The organism is Borrelia persica No12 (genome assembly GCF_000500045.1).
Lineage (GTDB): Bacteria > Spirochaetota > Spirochaetia > Borreliales > Borreliaceae > Borrelia > Borrelia persica.
In genome coordinates, this window is sequence record NZ_AYOT01000223.1 from 93483 (window position 1) to 112770 (window position 19288).

General features: G+C 29.7%; 17 protein-coding genes. 10 read left to right on the forward strand and 7 right to left on the reverse strand.

Annotation, left to right across the window (positions count from 1 at the left end):
* Positions 1–62: 62 nt before the first annotated feature.
* The 9 genes from U881_RS0108075 (at position 63) to rpsI (ending at position 8948) form a co-directional block, all read left to right on the forward strand.
* Positions 63–719: a LolA family protein gene (locus U881_RS0108075; RefSeq protein WP_024653922.1), complete on the forward strand. Its 657-nt coding sequence runs from the start codon at positions 63–65 to the stop codon at positions 717–719.
* Positions 720–729: 10 nt separating this feature from the next.
* Complete coding sequence (locus U881_RS0108080) at positions 730–1932, forward strand: helix-turn-helix domain-containing protein (RefSeq protein ID WP_024653923.1); 1203 nt, start codon at positions 730–732, stop codon at positions 1930–1932.
* Positions 1932–4025 (forward strand): ATP-dependent helicase, encoded by a 2094-nt coding sequence (locus U881_RS0108085; protein WP_024653924.1) that lies wholly within the window; start codon positions 1932–1934, stop codon positions 4023–4025. Before U881_RS0108080 ends, U881_RS0108085 begins: the two co-directional genes overlap by 1 nt.
* Positions 4026–4034: 9 nt before the next feature.
* Positions 4035–4310 (forward strand): Asp-tRNA(Asn)/Glu-tRNA(Gln) amidotransferase subunit GatC, encoded by a 276-nt coding sequence (gatC, locus tag U881_RS0108090; RefSeq protein WP_024653925.1) that lies wholly within the window; start codon positions 4035–4037, stop codon positions 4308–4310.
* An 11-nt stretch (positions 4311–4321) separates the two neighbouring features.
* Entirely contained in the window at positions 4322–5767 is a 1446-nt protein-coding gene (gatA, locus tag U881_RS0108095) for an Asp-tRNA(Asn)/Glu-tRNA(Gln) amidotransferase subunit GatA (RefSeq protein WP_024653926.1), read from the forward strand.
* Positions 5757–7214: an Asp-tRNA(Asn)/Glu-tRNA(Gln) amidotransferase subunit GatB gene (gene gatB / locus U881_RS0108100; RefSeq protein WP_024653927.1), complete on the forward strand. Its 1458-nt coding sequence runs from the start codon at positions 5757–5759 to the stop codon at positions 7212–7214. Before gatA ends, gatB begins: the two co-directional genes overlap by 11 nt.
* Complete coding sequence (locus U881_RS0108105; RefSeq protein ID WP_024653928.1) at positions 7207–7992, forward strand: hypothetical protein; 786 nt, start codon at positions 7207–7209, stop codon at positions 7990–7992. Before gatB ends, U881_RS0108105 begins: the two co-directional genes overlap by 8 nt.
* A 79-nt stretch (positions 7993–8071) precedes the next feature.
* The gene (rplM, locus tag U881_RS0108110) at positions 8072–8521 is read left to right on the forward strand and encodes a 50S ribosomal protein L13 (protein ID WP_024653929.1); all 450 of its coding nucleotides are present in this window, start codon (positions 8072–8074) and stop codon (positions 8519–8521) included.
* A gap of 10 nt (positions 8522–8531) precedes the next feature.
* The gene (rpsI, locus tag U881_RS0108115) at positions 8532–8948 is read left to right on the forward strand and encodes a 30S ribosomal protein S9 (protein WP_024653930.1); all 417 of its coding nucleotides are present in this window, start codon (positions 8532–8534) and stop codon (positions 8946–8948) included.
* Between the two features lie 66 nt (positions 8949–9014).
* Here rpsI and eno read toward each other — a convergent pair whose 3' ends face one another.
* Positions 9015–10313, reverse strand: a complete 1299-nt coding sequence (gene eno / locus U881_RS0108120) for a phosphopyruvate hydratase (protein ID WP_024653931.1) — start codon at positions 10311–10313, stop codon at positions 9015–9017.
* A gap of 127 nt (positions 10314–10440) precedes the next feature.
* On the opposite strand from eno, the gene U881_RS0108125 reads away from it, so the two are divergent.
* The gene (locus tag U881_RS0108125; protein WP_024653932.1) at positions 10441–11196 is read left to right on the forward strand and encodes a hypothetical protein; all 756 of its coding nucleotides are present in this window, start codon (positions 10441–10443) and stop codon (positions 11194–11196) included.
* A 74-nt stretch (positions 11197–11270) separates the two neighbouring features.
* On the opposite strand, the gene U881_RS0108130 is transcribed toward U881_RS0108125, so the two are convergent.
* The 6 genes from U881_RS0108130 to U881_RS0108160 all read right to left on the reverse strand — a co-directional run bounded on the left by U881_RS0108130 (position 11271) and on the right by U881_RS0108160 (position 19139).
* Positions 11271–12254 (reverse strand): ABC transporter ATP-binding protein, encoded by a 984-nt coding sequence (locus U881_RS0108130; RefSeq protein WP_024653933.1) that lies wholly within the window; start codon positions 12252–12254, stop codon positions 11271–11273.
* A gap of 17 nt (positions 12255–12271) precedes the next feature.
* A complete protein-coding gene (locus U881_RS0108135) occupies positions 12272–13129 on the reverse strand; it encodes an ABC transporter ATP-binding protein (protein ID WP_024653934.1) in 858 nt (285 codons plus the stop codon).
* A 10-nt stretch (positions 13130–13139) separates the two neighbouring features.
* Entirely contained in the window at positions 13140–14198 is a 1059-nt protein-coding gene (locus U881_RS0108140) for an ABC transporter permease (RefSeq protein ID WP_024653935.1), read from the reverse strand.
* A gap of 9 nt (positions 14199–14207) precedes the next feature.
* Positions 14208–15128, reverse strand: a complete 921-nt coding sequence (locus tag U881_RS0108145; RefSeq protein ID WP_024653936.1) for an ABC transporter permease — start codon at positions 15126–15128, stop codon at positions 14208–14210.
* Between the two features lie 452 nt (positions 15129–15580).
* A complete protein-coding gene (locus U881_RS0108150) occupies positions 15581–17164 on the reverse strand; it encodes a peptide ABC transporter substrate-binding protein (RefSeq protein ID WP_024653937.1) in 1584 nt (527 codons plus the stop codon).
* Positions 17165–17549: 385 nt separating this feature from the next.
* Positions 17550–19139 carry a peptide ABC transporter substrate-binding protein gene (locus U881_RS0108160; RefSeq protein WP_024653938.1) on the reverse strand — a complete coding sequence of 530 codons (1590 nt, stop codon included), beginning with the start codon at positions 19137–19139 and terminating at the stop codon, positions 17550–17552.
* Positions 19140–19288: the final 149 nt, after the last annotated feature.

Consider the following 19288-nt stretch of genomic DNA (forward strand, 5'->3'; position numbering starts at 1 on the left):
GGTATAAATGTATCTGTTATTAACTTGAGCTTAAGTAGTGTATGAGTTTTATAATGAATAAAATGAAAAAGATAATACTAATTTTATTTCCTTATTTGCTTTTTGCCCAAATATCTGCCAATCAGTATTTTGAAGAGGTTTATTCAAAATATCAAAGTGTAAATGATATGCAGGCTAAGATTAGTCTTAACATCAAAGGTCTTAAACAAACAGGAACTTTGTTATATAAATCTCCCGATAAATTTATTATTAATTTAAGTTCAAATAATCAGGTTTTTGTAAGTGATGGTGAATTTTTAACCATTTATGTTCCGTCTCTTGGTACTTCTTTTAGACAACAGTTGACTTTGGGGAAAGCGGGAAGTGGTTTTATGAAAATTTTGAATACTGAGTATAGTGTATCTTATACTAATTCTCCCAATTTGGAACCTTTGGATGAATCTGTTGGAGTTGGAGGATTTGAAAATTTTATGAAACTGACTTTTTCAAGACGGCTTTATAAGGGTGCTGCTACAATTGATTCTTTTATGATTGCGTTTACACCAAATGGTGTAATTAGAAGGGTAATTGCTTATCCTACGGGTGGTGGTCGAGAAATAGTTATTGATCTTTTATCTGTCAAGTTTAATGTTGGAATTCCAGATAGTAAATTTCAATATGATTTACCCAAAAATGCAAATAAGGTGGATAATTTTTTATATGATGTTAAGAAAACCTGAGGTGTAAGATATGAACAGAAGTAATTTCATTAGATTTGGAGATTTTTTAAAGAAAACCCGAATTGATAAGGGTTTTACTCTGGAGATGATAGCTGATGATATTCGGATTTCCGTTAAATATCTTAAAGCACTTGAAGATTCTAATATTGAATTATTTCCAAATGAAGTTTTGGCTGTAGGTTTTTTAAGAACTTATAGTGAGTATTTGGGAGTTGATGTTTGGTATGTTTCATCTCTCTTTAAGGAATATAAGAGGAGACTTAATAGTAATTATATTGGTATTAAGCCTGATAATCAAAATGGCAATGTAGATTTTGTAAGTGAGAGTAAACTTGGAGATAAGTGTTTTGATATTACGAGAATGAATTTTTCTAAAATAACTAAAATATTGCTGGGAATAGTGAGCATTTTTTTGCTAGTTCTTTTGATTTTAAATATTAGTGAACTTAAGCAAGTTTTAGGAAAAATTTTTAAGGTAAATCATGTTTCAAAGAGATCACCAGAAGTTCATGAGGTTTTATTTGATAAAGAAAATTTTTGGAATGTTGCGCTTGTTGATGGTGATTTTTTATCTTTAATTGCTGGAAATGCTATTGAAAAATATAGGGTTTCTTTTATGAACGATGATTTGGTTATTACAAATGATTTAGAAAATGGACAATATGTTTTCAAGTTAGGTAATTTTCGGGAAATAGATTTGGGTGATAATATGAGAGTTAAGATTGTATATGATAATTATTCTCAAGGTAAAATTCGAAAGGCTCATTTAAGTTTAGAATCTTTTATGTTTAATGTTGAATATGTGCTTGAGACCAATCTTTCTAGTAGATTTAATATTTTAAATTGGGGATTTGAAGTTAATGGTCCTAAGAGTAGAGTTATTAGTGAATATCCTACAGTATATTCTTCTACAGATATTTCTAATATTGATTTAGTAGTTAATTTTTTAAATAATACGCTTTTAAGATATGTTGATGAAAATAATCTTTATGGTAAATCTTTGTTTGTATCTAAGGGCAGCGCTCCTTTGAATTTAAATTTTAAAAAGTCTTTAATTTTGTTTTTTTCAAGACTTTCTGATGTGAGTATTCTTGTTCAAGGCAAGGATATTACTTCGGTTTTAAAGAATTATGGAAGGGAAATAATGGCAATTCAATTTTTTTGGTTAAAAACACCGGGTGGTTTTGATCTTAAAGTTTCTGAAGTTTATTAATGAATAAGATACAAGAATTTCTTTTTAGTTTAAATTCTTATCAAAAACAAATTGTCTTAGATGACGCTAAAACTCCTATTCTTGTTTTAGCAGGTCCAGGTAGTGGTAAAACAAGAGTTATAACTGCTAAGATTGCACATTTGATAAATGAAGGTAAAGCAAAACCAGAAGAGATCCTTGCTTTGACGTTTACAAATAAAGCGGCAAGTGAGATGAATTTTAGATTAAATTCTCTTTTTAATTTTAATAGGGCTTTACATATTCAAACTTTTCATTCTTTTGGTGCTTGGCTTTTGAGACTTTACTTTAAAGAATATGATAAAAATTATGATTCAAATTTTACAATTTGGGATATTAATGATGTTGTTAAATTTGTCAAACAAATTGGACTTGCATCAAATGTTGAATGTGCAAAGTATGTAACATCATCGATATTAAAACATAAAGAAAATTATTCTTTGGGTAATAGCTTGGTTCTTGATGAAAAAACCTATGCTGAGATTGAATTTTATGAGCAAGAAAAATCTAGGAGTAATGCTTTTGATTTTGCTGATCTTGTTCTTAAATCTGTGTTGATGTTAAGAAATTGCGAAGATATTAAGATGAGGGTACAGAGGAGATTTAAGGCTATTTTTGTAGATGAATATCAAGATACCAATTATTCCCAATTTTTATTTTTAAGAGAACTTTATTGCAAAGATATGTATTTTATGGTAGTGGGAGATGAGGATCAGTCTATCTATTCTTTTAGGGGTGCTAGAGTTGAAAATATTCTTGAATTTGAAAAAACATTTGATGATGTGTCTAAATATTATTTGGTACAAAATTATCGTTCTAGTTTAAGTATTGTTAATGTTGCAAATGACGTTATTTCAAAAAATAAAAATCGGTATGATAAGGTGATAGTTACAGAAAACAAGATGGGTAAAAAGATAAAATTTTTTGTCTTTCAAAACCCTATAGAGGAAGCTGAATATTTTGCAAATTTTCTTCTTGAAAATAAGCTTGAAACAGCTGTTCTTTATAGGTTTAATCATCAATCTTTACAATTTGAAAAAGCTTTCTTTAAAAATAATATTCCACATAAAATATTAGGTTCAATTAGATTTTATGAAAGAGAAGAAATTAAGGATGTAATTTCTTTGTTAAGACTTTTTGTAAATAAAAGAGATAAAATTTCTTTTATAAGAATAATAAATAAGCCTGCAAGGGGTCTTGCTAAAACTACTACTGATAAGATAATTGCGGTATTAAATGATCCTGATGTTAATCTTGATTTAATTCTTGCAAGTAGAAAAGTTGTTGCAAATCTTAAGGGAAAGGCAAAAGATTCTCTTACTGCTTTTTTAAGTTTATATGATGAGTTAAAAGAAAACATACAAAAACATGTTTATGTAAATTTATCTGAATTTATTAAAGATGTTGCAATGGAATTTGGACTTTGGAATTATTATCAAAAATTTGATAAGGATGAAAAATCAAAAAATATTGATGAACTTATTAGTAGTGGAGTTGAATATTCTGGTAGTTTTGAGGGTCTTGTGATATTTCTTGAAAATTCATCCCTATCTCCTTTAGTTCATGGAGATTTTGCGTCTAGTGTGTTACTTTCTTCAATTCATGGAGTTAAGGGACTTGAGTTTGATAGGGTAATAATATCTGGTCTTGAGAAAGGTTTATTACCTGCTGAGATTGAAGAATTGACTAATGAGAGATTGGAGGAAGAGAGAAGACTTTTTTATGTTGCTATTACTAGGGCTAAATCTGAACTTATTGTTACAATCAATTTGCAGAGATTTTTTAGAGGAATACTAAAAAATACGGCCATATCAGTTTTTTTTCAAGACATTCATAAAGATAATTATGATGTTGTTTTTGTTCCAGAATATTTGAAGGATAATTTTAAATATTTTTTTACAAAAAGTCTTAATAAGAACTTTAATATTGGTGATTATATAATTTATAATGGTGAGAATGGCGTGATTGTTGACAAGTGGTATCAAGACGGTGAACCATTTATTAAAGTTAATCTAAAAAATGGTAAAAAAGCTATTTTAAGTTCAAGTTATATTAAAAAACTTTCTAAAGCATAGAGGTGAAATTTGGAAGATATTCATTTAGAGAATAGTTTAAAATTGAGTTTATTAAAGTTGAGCGATGATGAAAAACAACAATTTATAATGAAATTTGAACAAGTTGTTTGTATGTTGGATAAAATTTCTGCATTTGAAATTAAAGATGGATTTCATAAAACAATATGTGATCTGTCTGATTTAAGAGATGATGAAGTTTTACCTTCTTTGACAATTGAATCTATTAAAAATTTTAGCAATGTTTTTGTTGATGGTTATTTTTCATCACCTAAAGTACTTGAATAGGGAGTAATGATTTGGACTTAAGTGGTTTGAGTTTAATAAAAATTAAAGAATTAATATTGGCGCGTAGATGTAGGATTTATGACATTATTCTCTATTATAAAAAGGTTTATGAAGCAAATAAGGATATTAATGGTTATGTTGAATTTTTTGATGATGCATTGGAAGTAGCAAAAGAATATGATGAACTCTTGAGTATAGGTAAAGGACAAGATTTTCCTTTGCTTGGAGTTCCCATTGCTGTTAAGGATAATATTGCAATTAAAAATAAAAGTTTAACTTGTGCATCTGAGATTTTGCAAGGATATGTTTCTCCTTATGATGCAACTGTTATTAAGAGATTAAAAGATAATGGTGCAATCCTAATTGGAAGAACTAATATGGATGAATTTGCAATGGGTTCTTCTTGTGAATTTTCTTATTATGGAGTTACTCGTAATCCTTTAAATAAAGAATATGTTGTGGGTGGTAGTTCTGGTGGTTCTGCGGCTGTTGTTGCTGGCAATCAAGCTCCTTTTTCGCTTGGGAGTGATACTGGTGGATCTGTTAGACTCCCTGCATCATTTGCAGGTTTGATTGGGTTTAAACCTTCTTATGGAGGGCTATCTCGCTATGGACTTGCATCTTATGTTTCATCACTTGATCAGATAGGATTTTTTGCTAATTATATTGATGACGTGGCTTTAATATTAAAATATACTTGTGGAATTGATACAATGGATTCTACCAGCATAGATATTGTTCAAGATCCGTATCCGCTATTAAATAAGCCTTTAAAGGGTACTAAATTAGCTGTAATTAAGGAGTTTAGTGAAGATTTGATGGAGGGTGATATTTCTCGTGAATTTGCAAGATTTAAATCTGAGCTTTTAAGTAAGGGTGTTGAGATACATGAGATTTCAATAGAAGCAGTTAATTTTGTGCTTTCTCTTTATTATTCAATATCTTCTGTTGAAGCTACATCTAATCTTGCTCGTTATACTTCTCTTCATTATGGAAAAAGATTGAATAATGAGTTGAGTCTTGATGATTTTTATTATAAACATAGGAGTGCATTTTTAAGAGAAGAGGTTAAAAGGCGTATTGTACTTGGTAATTATTTGTTGTCAGAAGGGTATGATTTGCAATATTATACGAAGGCTTGTAAGATTATTGAGAATGTATTAATTCCAAAATTCGATGAAATTTTTAATAGTTATTCATATATTATAACCCCTACAAGTTTTTTGAAACCTTTTAAAATAGGTGAGAATTTTGATAATCCTGTAAAAATGTATTATTCTGATTTGTGTACTGTTATTGCCAATCTTATTGGATTTCCTGCGCTCTCAATTCCATTTGCTCGAGATGATAGTGGACTACCTATTGGTATGCAATTGATTGGCGGAGTTAAGAGAGATTTTGAACTTTTAAATTTTGCAAAAAATGTAATAGAGGAATTAGAATTAGATGGAATATAAATTGCTTATTGGATTAGAAGTACATGTACAATTAGGATTAAAGACTAAGGCTTTTTGTGGTTGCAAGAATGATTTTGGTGGAATTCCAAATTCTCGTGTTTGTCCAACATGTCTTGGCCTTCCTGGTGCGTTACCTAGCATAAATAAAGAACTTATTAATAGTGCAATTTTGGCAGGACATGCTACTAATTCTACAATTAACAATATTATTAGGTTTGATAGAAAGCATTATGCTTATCCTGATTTGCCTAAAGGATATCAAATATCTCAAAATGAGGAACCTATTTGTAAGAACGGATTTATTGTTATTAGAACTAATTTGGGTTTAAAAAAAATTAATATTTCAAGAATACATATGGAAGAGGATTCTGGGAAGAGCTTACATTTGCTTACAAGTGACAATCAAAGTTATATTGATTTTAATCGTGCAGGAGCGCCATTGCTAGAGATTGTATCACAGCCTGATATACGTAGTGGAGAAGAGGCGGTGGCTTATTTGAATGCTTTAAGAGAAATTTTTAGATATCTTGGTTTGTCTGATTGTAATATGGAAAATGGATCGTTTCGTTGTGATGTCAATGTTAATTTGCTTGTTAATGAGGATGATATTAATTATAAAACACCTATTTCTGAGATAAAAAATTTAAATTCTTTTAAAGCAGTCAGGTTGGCAATTGATTATGAGGAGTCACGACAAAAAGAAGAATGGGATTTGTACAGAAAAACTTTTGAAAGTGTGGGTAAATGTACTATGGGATTTGATGATAAGAAGGGTGTTACAGTTCTTCAAAGAAGCAAAGAGACAATATCTGATTATCGTTATATCAAAGATCCTGATTTACCTCTAATTAGAATTGATAATGATTATATTGAAAGCATAAAATCTGAAAAAATGGTGGAGTTGCCTTTTGATGCAAGAATTAGATTGCAAGATCAGTATGGGCTTAGTGATTTTGATGTTGTAACTTTAACTTCGGATAGAAATTTAGTTAAGTATTTTGAAGAGGCAGCTGTGGCTTCAAGTGATCCTAAGAAGGTGGCCAATTGGATATTGTCTGAAGTGTTGAGTGTATTGAATGAAAGAGAAATAGGTATACTTGATTTTAATTTACCACCGTCATATATTAATGAGCTTGTTGAATTTATTGTTAGTGGGAAAATAAGTGGTAAGATTTCTAAGGAAGTATTTTTAGAAATGGTTGAAAGAAATGTTTCTTCTGCTACTATTATTAATGAAAAAAAATTAGAACAGATAAATGATAGATCTTTAATTGAATCAATTGTGCTTGAAGTTTTAAATGAAAATCCTAAATCAATTGAGCTTTATAAAAAGGGTAAAAGTCATGCTATTAAATTTATGATGGGTCAAATTATGTGTAAAACTTCTGGTAAGGTCAATCCCGTTCTTTCAAATGAAATTTTAATGAGCAAATTGCAGGATGTGTAGTGAAGTTTTGTTTAATTGTTTGCCAATAATTAAAAGAGCAAGATTTTTCTATCTTTATGATATTAAGGGTAATCGTTATTTAGATTTATATTTAAATGAAGGGTTAAATTTTTTAGGTCATAGGGTTCCAGGATTAAATCTGATTCTTAAGCAAACTTTTTCAAGAGGACTTACAGCATCTTATCCATCTGTATTTAAAAAGCAATTTGAAAATGTTTTTTTTTCTTACTTTAAAGAAGCAGGGTTTGTGCGTGTTTTCCGGTTTGAAAGGGATGCTAAAGATTTTTTGTTGTCTTTAACGGGTCAGGATTATTTTAGTGAGCCTTGGGAAGATAGGCAAGGTATATATAAGTTTAGATTTGGATTTGATAATCTTAGGTATCCTATGCTTGTAAAGCTTCCAATACCTGGGTGTATGTCTATTAATATTGTTATAGTGGATAATTTATCTAAGAAAATGGAATTTAGAGATCCTTTTGATGCTTTAACTTTGGCAGTTGCCAGGCATATGCTTGTTAAAATTTTATCTTATGAGAAGAGTTTGAAAATTAATTTTAATATTTTTTCTACTCCTATGTTTAAATTGGTTAATAGGTATATGTTTCCCCTTTATAAATCCGAATATCATAATGAGGTGTTTAAGGAGTATTTAAGTAATGGATATCTAATTAGTCCTTTTTTTGATTTTCCTTCACTTGTTCCTTTAAAATTTTCTAAAGGGGATTTAGATGGTTTCCGCAAAGTTTCTGTTAAGCTTCAAGATAAATTTTTCTGTTAGTATTGACAGGTTAACTTACAAATAATACAATAGAAAGGTGTAATTTTGTAAAATATCTAAGCGAGGACTTTATATTATTATGAATAGGATAACTAATAATAAGACAATATGGGTTAAACCAAAATATGTAGAGAAAAAATGGTATGTGATTGATGCTTCAGGTAAAGTTCTTGGTAGGATTGCTACAGAAGTTGTTAAGATTTTAAGGGGCAAGCACAAGCCTTATTATACTCCTCACCAGGATTTGGGCGATAATGTCGTTGTTATTAATGCTTCAAAGATTAAGCTTACTGGTAAGAAATATTCGCAAAAGATCTATTACAGACATTCAAGATATCCTGGAGGTCTTTATTCTGATACTTATAGGACATTATCTGAGAGAAAGCCAACAGCTCCCCTTGAAATTGCTATTAAGGGTATGTTGCCAAAAGGACCTTTGGGTCGTGAGCTTTTTAGGAATCTAAGAGTTTTTGCTGATGCTAATCATACACTTAAATCTCAAAATCTTTATAAATTAGAAGCAAATTAAGAGAGGAAAAATGGCAAAGTCAGATGTTAATAAGGGTATTAATTTAGGGATGGGTACAGGGCGTAGAAAGTCTTCTGTTGCTAGAGTTTATATTAGAGAAGGGAAGGGTGATATTAAGATTAACCGTAAGGATTGTGATTCTTATATGCAGCTTGAAAAGTTAAAAGCAATTGCTTTCTCTCCATTAGTCTTAACTAATACTTTTGGAAAATATGACCTTTATATTAATGTTTATGGTGGCGGTATTTCAGGTCAGGCTGGTGCTATTAGGCATGGTATTGCAAGGGCTCTTCTTGATCTTGATGAAAAGCAGTATAGAATGGTTCTTAAATCTAATGGACTCTTAACAAGAGACTCAAGAAAAGTTGAGCGTAAGAAGTTTGGAAAAAAGAAGGCTAGAAAGAGTTTTCAGTTTTCAAAGAGATAGTTATTTATTTTTATATAAACAAGATAATATAAAAATAAGCCCTTTTAATGAGGGCTTTATTGCTTATTATTTTTTAATTGAATAAAATACATCTTTGCCATGATATTCGGCAATGTTACCTAATTCTTCTTCTATTCTTAATAGTTGATTGTATTTGGCAATTCTGTCTGTTCTTGATAGGGAACCTGTTTTGATTTGTCCTGTTCCAAGTGCAACGACAAGGTCGGCAATTGTTGTATCTTCTGTTTCTCCCGATCTGTGTGACACTATTGCGGTGTAACCTGCTTTTTTGGCCATTTCTACAGCTTCGAAAGTTTCAGTTAATGTTCCAATTTGATTTACTTTGATTAAAATTGCATTTGCAACTTTCATTTCAATTCCTTTTTTTAAGAATGATGTGTTTGTTACAAACAGATCGTCTCCTACAAGTTGTACCTTGTTTCCAATCTTATCTGTAAGTTTTTTCCATCCATCCCAGTCTTCTTCAGCCATTCCATCTTCAATTGATATAATAGGATATTTTTCTACCCATTTTGCCCAATATTCAACCATTTCTTCGGATGTAAGTTCTTCTTTTGTTGACCATTTAAGTACATATTTTTTTGTTTTTGGATCGTATAATTCAGATGTTGCTGGATCTAAAGCAATTGCAATGTCTGTTCCAGGTGTATAACCCGCATTTTGTATGGCTTCCATAATAACTTCACAAGCTTCTTCATTTGATTTTAAGTTTGGTGCAAATCCACCCTCATCTCCCACTGATGTTGCATAACCTTTTTTGCTTAAGATGCTTTTTAGTGTATGAAAAACTTCAGCAGACATTCTTATTGCATCACTAAATGTTTTTGCTCCAATTGGCATTATCATGAATTCTTGAAAATCGACAGAATTATCAGAGTGTGCACCTCCGTTTATGATATTGCACATAGGTGTAGGTAAAATATTGGCTTTGTATGTGCCAAGGTATTGATAAACTTTAAGTCCAAGGTGTTCAGCTGCTGCTCTGGCTGTAGCCATTGATACTGCAAGAATGGCATTGGCTCCAAGTTTTGATTTATTAGGAGTTCCATCAAGTTCAAGCATTTTTCTGTCGATTTCAACTTGATTTAAAGCGCTCATTCCTTCAAGTTCTGGAGAGATTATATTTATTATATTCTCAACCGCTTTAAGTACTCCTTTTCCCATGTAAACAGACTTATCACCGTCTCTTAATTCAACGGCTTCATTAATTCCTGTTGATGCACCTGATGGCACAGCTGCCCTACCTAGAGTGCCATCTTCAAGTATTACATCTGCTTCTACAGTTGGATTTCCTCTAGAATCAATTATTTGCCTAGCTTTTATTTCATAAATATGAAAGCCCATTTTTTCCGCTCCTTATTGGTTAATATTTGTATATTTACTTTAGTATATATTTTTAGTATAATAACAAACAAAATAAATGTGTAGTATTTTTATAAAAGAATTGTTTAACAGGTTTTGCAGATAAATCATGAAAAAGACTTTGCAATGGTTATTTTATCTTTTATTTTTTTTCGCTCATGTTGTTAATATTTTCTCAACTAGCTATGTAATTAAAAATTTTGATTTGTCTTTAAATGAATTTTTAGAAGTTTCAACGAGAAAAGATAATTTGTCACCGATTGTTGACTCTAAGAGAGTTATTATGTTTTATCCTGCAAATAAGAATATTAGAAAAATTTTTGTTGCTTGTGATTTTGATGATTATGCAAAAAAGTATTTGTTTAAGAAGAACAAGTATGGACTTTTTTTTGTAAAAATTAATCTTCCTCATGGAATTGATAGAATTAAGTATAGGCTTGTTGTGGATGGTATTTGGACAAATGATGAGTATAATAAGAATGTAGCATTTAATAAGGATTTAATACCATTTTCTATAATTGATATAGGTGTGGATTATGGTTATTCTTCTCTTCGAAATCCAATTGATTCTTCTGATGGTAGGGAAGTTGAACTTTTTTATATAGGTGCTCCTGGACATATTGTTACAATAGCTGGCAATTTTAATAGTTTTAATCCGTTTTTAAATAGATTGGTCGAAAAAAAATCACATAAGGGTGTTTATACTATTAAACTTAAAGATCTTCCCAAAGGTAGGATTTATTATTATTTTGTAGATTCTGGAAATAAAGTTATAGATAAGAATAATGTAAATAGAATTAATTTGTATTCAGTTGAAAGTATTGACAGTAAGATGGATTTTGAAGTTTCTTATTTTGATAATTAAATGTTGAAATTCTCACTTTGCCAAGTTTAACGAGCAAAAGTAAAATAAAAATAAGTTTATTCATTTTAGTATTTTCAATTTTTATTGAGTAAGTTATTCATTTCGTCAAAAAGATATTTAGATACAAAATGATCTTTTTCTACTTCCTCAAGAATTTCATTTTCTGTTGGTGAATATGTATTTCGTATATTTGTTAGAGATGGCTCATCAAGCTTAATAGTTTTATCCCTTATTTTTTCTGGATCAATTTCCGGAATAGATGCTATTAGTGTTTTTGTATACGGATGTTTAGGATTTGAAAATAAAATTTCCCTAGGTGCAATTTCTAAAATGATACCTTGATACATTACAGCAATCTTATCACTCATGTATTTGACTACCGATAAGTCGTGTGAAATAAAGAGATAAGATAGGTTTAACTCTTTTTGTAAACTTTTAAGTAAATTTAAAATTTGTGCTCTAATTGATACATCTAATGCAGATACGGCTTCATCTAGTAATAAAAGTTTAGGATTTAGTGCAAGTGCTCTTGCTATTCCTATTCTTTGTCTTTGTCCTCCTGAAAATTCGTGTGGATACCTAGATAACATGCTTTTTGCAAGACCGGTAATATCCATTAATTCATTTACTCTTTGCTCTATTTCTTGTTTTGTTTTTGGAAAAATCTTGTTTTCATTGTATATCACCAGTGGTTCTGCTATTATTTCTCTTATTGTCATTCTTGGATTTAGAGATGTGTGTGGATCTTGAAATACCATTTGCATGTCTTTTTTTGTCTTTAAAAGTTCTTTTCTTGATAGTTTTGTTATATCTTTACCATTGAAATATATGCTGCCAGATGTTGGTGTATAGAGTTGCATTATTGTTCTTAATGTTGTTGATTTCCCACATCCAGATTCGCCAACAAGTCCTAGTGTTTTGTTACGTTCAACCTCAAAACTTATGCCATTTACAGCATTGACTTTACGTTTATTTTTCCAAAATAAAAAATCTTCTCCAAGTGTAAATGTTTGTACCAAATTTTCTACTTTAAGAATTATATCTTTTTCATCTTTCATTTAAAATACCCTCAATATTAATTTGTAGTAATCTCAATAGGATGATCTTTCATTGAATAAAGTTTTTCATTTGGATTTTGATCAAGAGTTAGTATTGATTTTAAAAGTCCAATTGTGTATGGATGTTTAGGATTTTTAAATATTTCTTGTACTGTTCCTTCTTCAACAAATTTTCCTTGATACATTACAGAAACTGTATCGCATATTTCTGCTACTACTCCTAAATCATGGGTTATTAATATGGTGGAGGTATTGAATTTTTTAGATAGACTTTTAATTAGTAATAGTATTTGTTCTTGAATTGTGACATCAAGAGCCGTTGTAGGCTCATCGGCAATTAGTAATGATGGGTGGCAACTTAATGCCATTGCAATCATAACTCTTTGTCTCATTCCTCCTGAAAATTGATGTGGATAATGTTCTATTCTCTCTTCTGCATTTGTAACACCAACTGTTTTTAGCATTTCTATTGCTTTTTGTTTTGCTTCTCTTTTATTTAATTTCTGATGTAGCATTATTGTTTCTTCAATTTGTGTGGATATTTTTAGATATGGATTTAGGGAGGTCATTGGATCTTGAAATATCATTGCTATTTTATTACCTCTAATATTTTGAAGTTCTTTTTCTTTAAGTTTAAGCAAATCTTGACCTTCAAATAGTATTTCTCCAGCTTTATATGCTGTTGTTGTTGGGGGTAATAATTTTAGTATTGCCATGCTTGTAACAGATTTTCCACTTCCAGATTCTCCAACAATAGCTCTGATTTCTCCCTTTTTCATTTTTAAATTTATTCCATTTACAGGGTATATTGTTGTATGTTTCAACCGGAATTCAATTTCTAAGTTTTTTATTTCAAGTATATAGTTTTCGTTCATTATTGTCTCCTTAGAGATTGTCCTTTGGATCAAACGCATCTCTTAATCCGTCGCCTAAGAAGTTCATAAATAATAAGAATATTGTCATGACTGATGCTGGTATGAAAATCTTCCATGGATATTCAATAAGTGTAGGAATTCCATTTTTAATGAGTTCGCCCCAACTAGTCATTGGTGCTGATATTCCAAGACCTAAGAATGATAGAAATGATTCAAGTATAATAAACGACGGAACATTCATTGTTGTAATGATTACTATCATTCCAAAGCTATTTGGGATTAAGTGTTTGAATATCATTCTTTTATTTGTGGCACCTAGTGTTCTGGCGGCTTGTATGAATTCAGATTGTGAGAGTGATTTTACTTGTCCTCTTACAATCCTAGAAATTGTTAACCATGATATTATGCTTATTGCAATAAATAATCCGATAATATTTCTTTCCATAAGAGTCATTAAAGTTATTATGACAAGCAAGGTAGGCAAAGAATAAAGCACTTCTGTTATTTTAGTTATAACCCTATCGATAATACCACCAAAGAAACCTGCTGTTGCGCCTATGATGGTTCCTATGAGCATTGATATTAATGCTCCAATAAATCCTATAGATATTGATATTTGACTTCCTTGTATTATTCTTGCAAGTAAGTCTCGTCCAAGATTATCTGTACCTAGTAAATATATTCTTTTGTGTACCTTAGTTTCTTTTCCTTCAATTATTTGGATCTCGGTTTCTATTTTTCTTTTTATTTCTTCAAGCTTTGCTTTTTCTTCTTCATTCATTTCTCGATTTTCTTTTTTACATAATCGTTTCATGAAATTAAGTTCTTTTTCATACCAAAGTTCTCCAGCATACCTAAAAGATGGAGGTAAATCAGTATGTTCTACAACTTGAGTATAGTATTTATATATTGGTAATATTGGCTGCAGTATTGCGATTAACATGTAAAATCCAATGATAAAGATTCCAATAAATGCAAGTTTATTTTCCTTAAATCTTAACCATGCTCTTTTGTTTGCTGTTTGCATATCAATTTCGACATGTTTATTTTGTTTTATGTGTTTGTTCATTTTATTTTCCTATATTCTTGGGTCAAGTTTTTTGTAGATAATATCAGATGCCAAGATGGAAATTAGTAGTATTGTTGAGTATACTAATAATGAACCCATGAGTAATGGATAATCTCTATTTAGAGATGATTCTACTGTAAATACACCCATTCCAGCAATTCTGAATATTTGTTCGATAACCATACTGCCAGAAATTATGCCAGCGAATGCAGGGCCTATATAGCTTACAAGAGGAAGTATAGAGCCTATTAGTACATGCTTTCTGATTATTACGTTAAAGCTTAAGCCTTTAGCTTTTGCTGTGCGTACAAAATCGCTGTTTAGTATCTCTAGCATAGAACCTCTAATTATGCGTGTAAAGATAGCTATCCACGGCAAACTCATTGTTAATATTGGCATAACTAAATTTGATAGACCCCCCCGTTCTGAAATCCATCCAGAAGTGTAAAATAATTTTAATTTGACAGATAAGATATATTGTAAAATAGGACCTGTTACAAATGTGGGTACAGAGATTCCGAATATGGCTATCGTTCTTATTATATAATCGATACGTGTATTTTTTTTAATTGCAGCTAATGATCCCAGTACAATTCCAAATGTAAGAGATATTATTAGACTTATTATTCCCATTGTAAGTGACTTAGGAAATCCTAATTTTATGTATTGATTTACACTAAAGTCTTTCTTTGTTAATGATGGACCAAAGTCTCCTTTTAATACATTTTTGATATAGTAATAAGCTTGCATATAAAAAGGTTTATCAAGATGATATTTTTGCATTAGTTTTTCTTTTATTTGAGGATCAATTGGTTTTTCAGAATTAAATGGATTTCCAGGAGCAAGACTCATTATTAGAAAACATAAAAAAATTATTATTATTAAAGTTGGTATTGTTTCTAATAATTTTTGTATACTAAACTTTAACATAATTGCTCCTTACTATAAAACATAAAGATTTACATGTTTGACATAATGAACCATTGTAACATATAAGATGAAATATTATTCAAAAAAAATTGAATTTATTTTCATTGATTTGTAAATAACTATATTTTTTTGATGCATATTTTGATCTGTGTTAATTATTACTCATTAAACTTTATAAATTTACAATATCCTCCATTTTATAAAGATGGCATTATCTTTGATGTTTTTTACTCTTAAAGTAAGTTTAACATTTTTTATTATTTTTGTCTTGCTTATATTTAATATTGATCTGGGTAATATGTTGCATATGTGATTAATTTATTTTCGAATTGTTTTTTTGAGATTTTTTGTTTTTAAATCAGGTTGTTTAGTATTTAATATATGGTTGATTTTTAACTTTTTTAAGTTAGTAATTTAATGTACAGACATCTAAAATTTAGATGTCTGTTTTTTTATTTGATTTGTTTAAGTTCAGAAAATTGAAATCTTTCTGAAATATTAGGTTCCCAACCAGTCCATTTATCGTTTCTAAATAAATAATTTCCTGCATATATGAATATTGGAGCTATGGGAAAATCTTGTTCTATAATTATTGATTCAGCTTTTCTTAATATATCTTGTCTTTTAATCGGATCTTGTTCAAGATCAGATTGTTTGATTAAATTTTCATATTCTTCATTAAAATAATTGTATGAGGAAAAATGTGAAAATTCTTTTTGGAGTAGCTTTAGGAATGTTGCTGGGTCTGCATAGTCGCCTATCCAACCAGTTCTTGATATTTGATAATTGCCTTTTCGTCTGTTTTCTAAAAATGATGCCCATTCTTCATTTTCTAATTCAACATTGATATTCAAAATTTTTGACCATTGATTTTGGATAAATTCAGCAATTTTTTTGTGAGATTCGTTTGTATTATATTTGATTTTTAGTATAGGAAAACCTTTCCCATCTGGATAACCAGCTTCACTCATTAATTGTTGTGCTTTTTGTGGATCAAATAGTGTTAATGATTTTTTGTAGGAATAATTACTGAAATTTGGACTTGCATTTCTTGTTGGAATGGAACCGTTTTCTATAATTTTGTTTGTTAATGTTTCTCTATCAATTGCAAGAGTTAAAGCTTCTCTGACCTTTACATTGTCAAGGGGTTTTATGTGTGTGTTAAATGAATAGTAATAAAGGCCATTAATAGTTGATGAATAGTAATCATTTCTTAATTTTATTTCTTTTATTAAGTCAGGTGGAATTACTGAGAGAATAGCATCCATTTCATTGTTTTCATACATTCTATATGCAGTTGATGCATCATTTATTGTATGAAATATAAGTTGTTGCACTTCGGTATCTTTAGCATTAAAGTGGTAATCATTTTTGACAAGTGATATTTTTTCATTTGGAATTCTTTCTTTTAGTGTGTATGCACCACTTACTACTATATTTTCAGGTTCTATCCATTTGTTTCCATGTTTTTCAATAACGTGAACTGGTACTGGAATGAATGTTTGGTGTACTAACATGTCAAGGAAATAAGGTGTTGGAGCAATAATTGATATCTCTAGTGTTAGGTCGTCTATAGCTTTAATACCAAGTTCAGAATCTGATATTCTATTTTCGAAATAGTCTTCCGCATTTTTAATTATTGATTTAACCATGCCGACGTAATTTGATGCTGTTTCTTTGTTTAAAATTCTAAGGTAGGATTTTCGAATACCTTCAGCGGTAATAGGTACCCCATCACTCCAAACAAGGTTTTCTTTTAAGTGGAATGTATATACAGTTCCATCTTGAGATATGTCCCAAGATTTAGCTAGTCCTGGTTTGTATCCTCCTGTTTTTGGATCACCATTTAAGATTCCATCAAACATTTGTGCAACTATAATTGCACCTACTTTATCTTCAGTTAATTGTGGGTCTATTGATTTAGGTTCTCCTGCTACACCTATTTTAAATGTTATGTTTTTTTTATTGCTTTCCTTATTACAGGATAGTATAGTTATTAAAAAAAACATCGTAAATATGACTTTTTTTATTTTCATTATTTTTATCTCCCATTTAAAGTTAATCATATTTATCAACTTTAATTCCATTTTAATTAAAATAGCTAGAAGTTCTAAAGAATTTTTTTATAATTTTTGTCAGGTTATTTAGTATTATTTTTCAGTGATTAATTGTAGCATAAAGTGTATTCAATTAATAGATTATAAAGAAGTCTAAGATTAAGAAACTAGGGGATTAATATTTTGTCAAAATTAGCAAATGATCTTAAATGATATGTTAATTGGAAAATTTTATTATGCTTTTAATTTTGTTTTTGTATTAAAAAACCACTTTGATAATTTGTTTATCAAAGTGGTTGATTTTTAAATAGTTATTAATATTTGAAAATCTATTAATTTTGTTATTATCAATTTTAATTGCATTTTATATTTTTTCTTTTTGTTGTTTTATATCTTCATAAAGGTAAGCTTCTGCAACATTGGGCTTCCATTCAGTCCATTTATCATGTCTAAATAGGGCATACGATTTTAGTATTGAAAGTGGAGCTACGGGGAAATCTTGTTCTACGATTATTGCCTCAGCTTTACGTAAGATTTCTTGTCTCTCTATAGGATCTCTTATAAAATTGGATTGTTTGATTAAATTGTCGTATTGTTTGTTTGAATAACCATATGATCCAAATATTTGATTTTCCGTTGTAAATAAGCTTTCTAGGAATGTTAGCGGATCTATATAATCTCCTGCCCATCCCATATATGATATTTGATAATTACCTGTGCTTCTGCTGGTTAGAAATGTGCTCCATTCTTCAATTTCAATCTCGGTATTGATGTTTAATATTTTTTTTAATTGTTCTTGTAGAAATTCTGCAGTTATTTTCATTATATTCTGTTGTGAGGTTTTATATTTAAGGGTAGGGAAACCTGCGCCATTAGGGTATCCAGCTTCAGCTAGTAATTTTTTTGCTCTTTCTGGATCAAACAATCTGAGTTGTTTTCCATAAGAATAATTTTCAAATGATGGGGTTAAATTTCTTGTTGGCTTTGCTTGACCTTTTAGAGACATCTTGTTTAGTGCTTCTCTATCAATGGCAAGGGTTAGAGCTTCTCTGACTTTTACATTGTCGAGTGGCTTAACGGTTGTGTTAAATGCCATGTAGACTAATCTATTTAAAGGATGAGAGTAATAGTCATTTCTTATTCTAGCTTCATCTAAATATTCTGGTGCTATTATTGTTAAAAAATCAAGTTCATCGGTTATATACATATTATAAGCAGTATTTCCTTGTACTTGATAGATTACTACCTCATCTATTTCGACATTTGCTACGTTATAATATTTATTATTCTTTTCAAGAACTATTTTTTCGTTTGGGATTCTTTCTTTTAATTTATATGCACCACTTACTGCTATATTTTCAGGGTTTGTCCAACTTCGTCCATGTTTTTCAATAATGTGAATTGGTACTGGAATGAATGTTTGGTGTGTTAGCATGTCAAGGAAATAAGGTTTTGGAGTAATTAATGTTATCTCTAAGGTTGAATCGTTTATAGCTTTAATACCAAGTTCAGAGTCTGGTATTTTATTATCAAAATATTCTTGTGCATTTTTGATTGTTGTTTTTATAATATCAACATATTGTGAACCCGTTTCTTTATTTAAGATTCTAAGGTAAGATTTTCGAATTCCCTCAGCAGTAATAGGAACACCATCACTCCAGGATATATCTTCTCTTAGGTGCATTGTGTATACAGTTCCATCTTTAGATATGTCCCAAGATTTAGCTAGTCCTGGTTTATATCCTCCAGTTTGTGAGTTTTTTATTGTTAAACCTGCAAACATATTGATGATTGCCCTAAATGCTTGAGATGTAGTAGCAAGTTGAGGATCAAGTGAATCAGGTTCAGAGTCAACTGTTGTCCTAAATATTATTTTTTCCCTTTGTTCATCATTGGAACAAGAAATTATTCCTATAGTTAACAAAGATAACAAAAATATGACTTTATATTTCATGATTTATTCTCCTTTATGAAAATATTTTGTATTTATTTTTATGAGTTATTCTTGTTTCATATACTTGAATGGATTTTACTTTAATTTGCTAAATAAATAAAGTATAATTTATACAATTGTATGTTACATTTAAATATTTTTGGATTTCT

Excerpts from the sequence above, each read along its gene's own strand:
- U881_RS0108080 (WP_024653923.1), top strand. The coding sequence starts at position 730 with ATGAACAGAAGTAATTTCATTAGATTTGGAGATTTTTTAAAGAAAACC.
- U881_RS0108135 (WP_024653934.1), bottom strand. The coding sequence starts at position 13,129 with ATGAACGAAAACTATATACTTGAAATAAAAAACTTAGAAATTGAATTC.
- gatB (WP_024653927.1), top strand. The coding sequence starts at position 5,757 with ATGGAATATAAATTGCTTATTGGATTAGAAGTACATGTACAATTAGGA.
- U881_RS0108075 (WP_024653922.1), top strand. The coding sequence starts at position 63 with ATGAAAAAGATAATACTAATTTTATTTCCTTATTTGCTTTTTGCCCAA.
- U881_RS0108125 (WP_024653932.1), top strand. The coding sequence starts at position 10,441 with ATGAAAAAGACTTTGCAATGGTTATTTTATCTTTTATTTTTTTTCGCT.
- rpsI (WP_024653930.1), top strand. The coding sequence starts at position 8,532 with ATGGCAAAGTCAGATGTTAATAAGGGTATTAATTTAGGGATGGGTACA.
- U881_RS0108140 (WP_024653935.1), bottom strand. The coding sequence starts at position 14,198 with ATGAACAAACACATAAAACAAAATAAACATGTCGAAATTGATATGCAA.
- rplM (WP_024653929.1), top strand. The coding sequence starts at position 8,072 with ATGAATAGGATAACTAATAATAAGACAATATGGGTTAAACCAAAATAT.
- U881_RS0108130 (WP_024653933.1), bottom strand. The coding sequence starts at position 12,254 with ATGAAAGATGAAAAAGATATAATTCTTAAAGTAGAAAATTTGGTACAA.
- eno (WP_024653931.1), bottom strand. The coding sequence starts at position 10,313 with ATGGGCTTTCATATTTATGAAATAAAAGCTAGGCAAATAATTGATTCT.
- U881_RS0108150 (WP_024653937.1), bottom strand. The coding sequence starts at position 17,164 with ATGAAAATAAAAAAAGTCATATTTACGATGTTTTTTTTAATAACTATA.
- U881_RS0108160 (WP_024653938.1), bottom strand. The coding sequence starts at position 19,139 with ATGAAATATAAAGTCATATTTTTGTTATCTTTGTTAACTATAGGAATA.
- U881_RS0108105 (WP_024653928.1), top strand. The coding sequence starts at position 7,207 with ATGTGTAGTGAAGTTTTGTTTAATTGTTTGCCAATAATTAAAAGAGCA.
- U881_RS0108145 (WP_024653936.1), bottom strand. The coding sequence starts at position 15,128 with ATGTTAAAGTTTAGTATACAAAAATTATTAGAAACAATACCAACTTTA.
- U881_RS0108085 (WP_024653924.1), top strand. The coding sequence starts at position 1,932 with ATGAATAAGATACAAGAATTTCTTTTTAGTTTAAATTCTTATCAAAAA.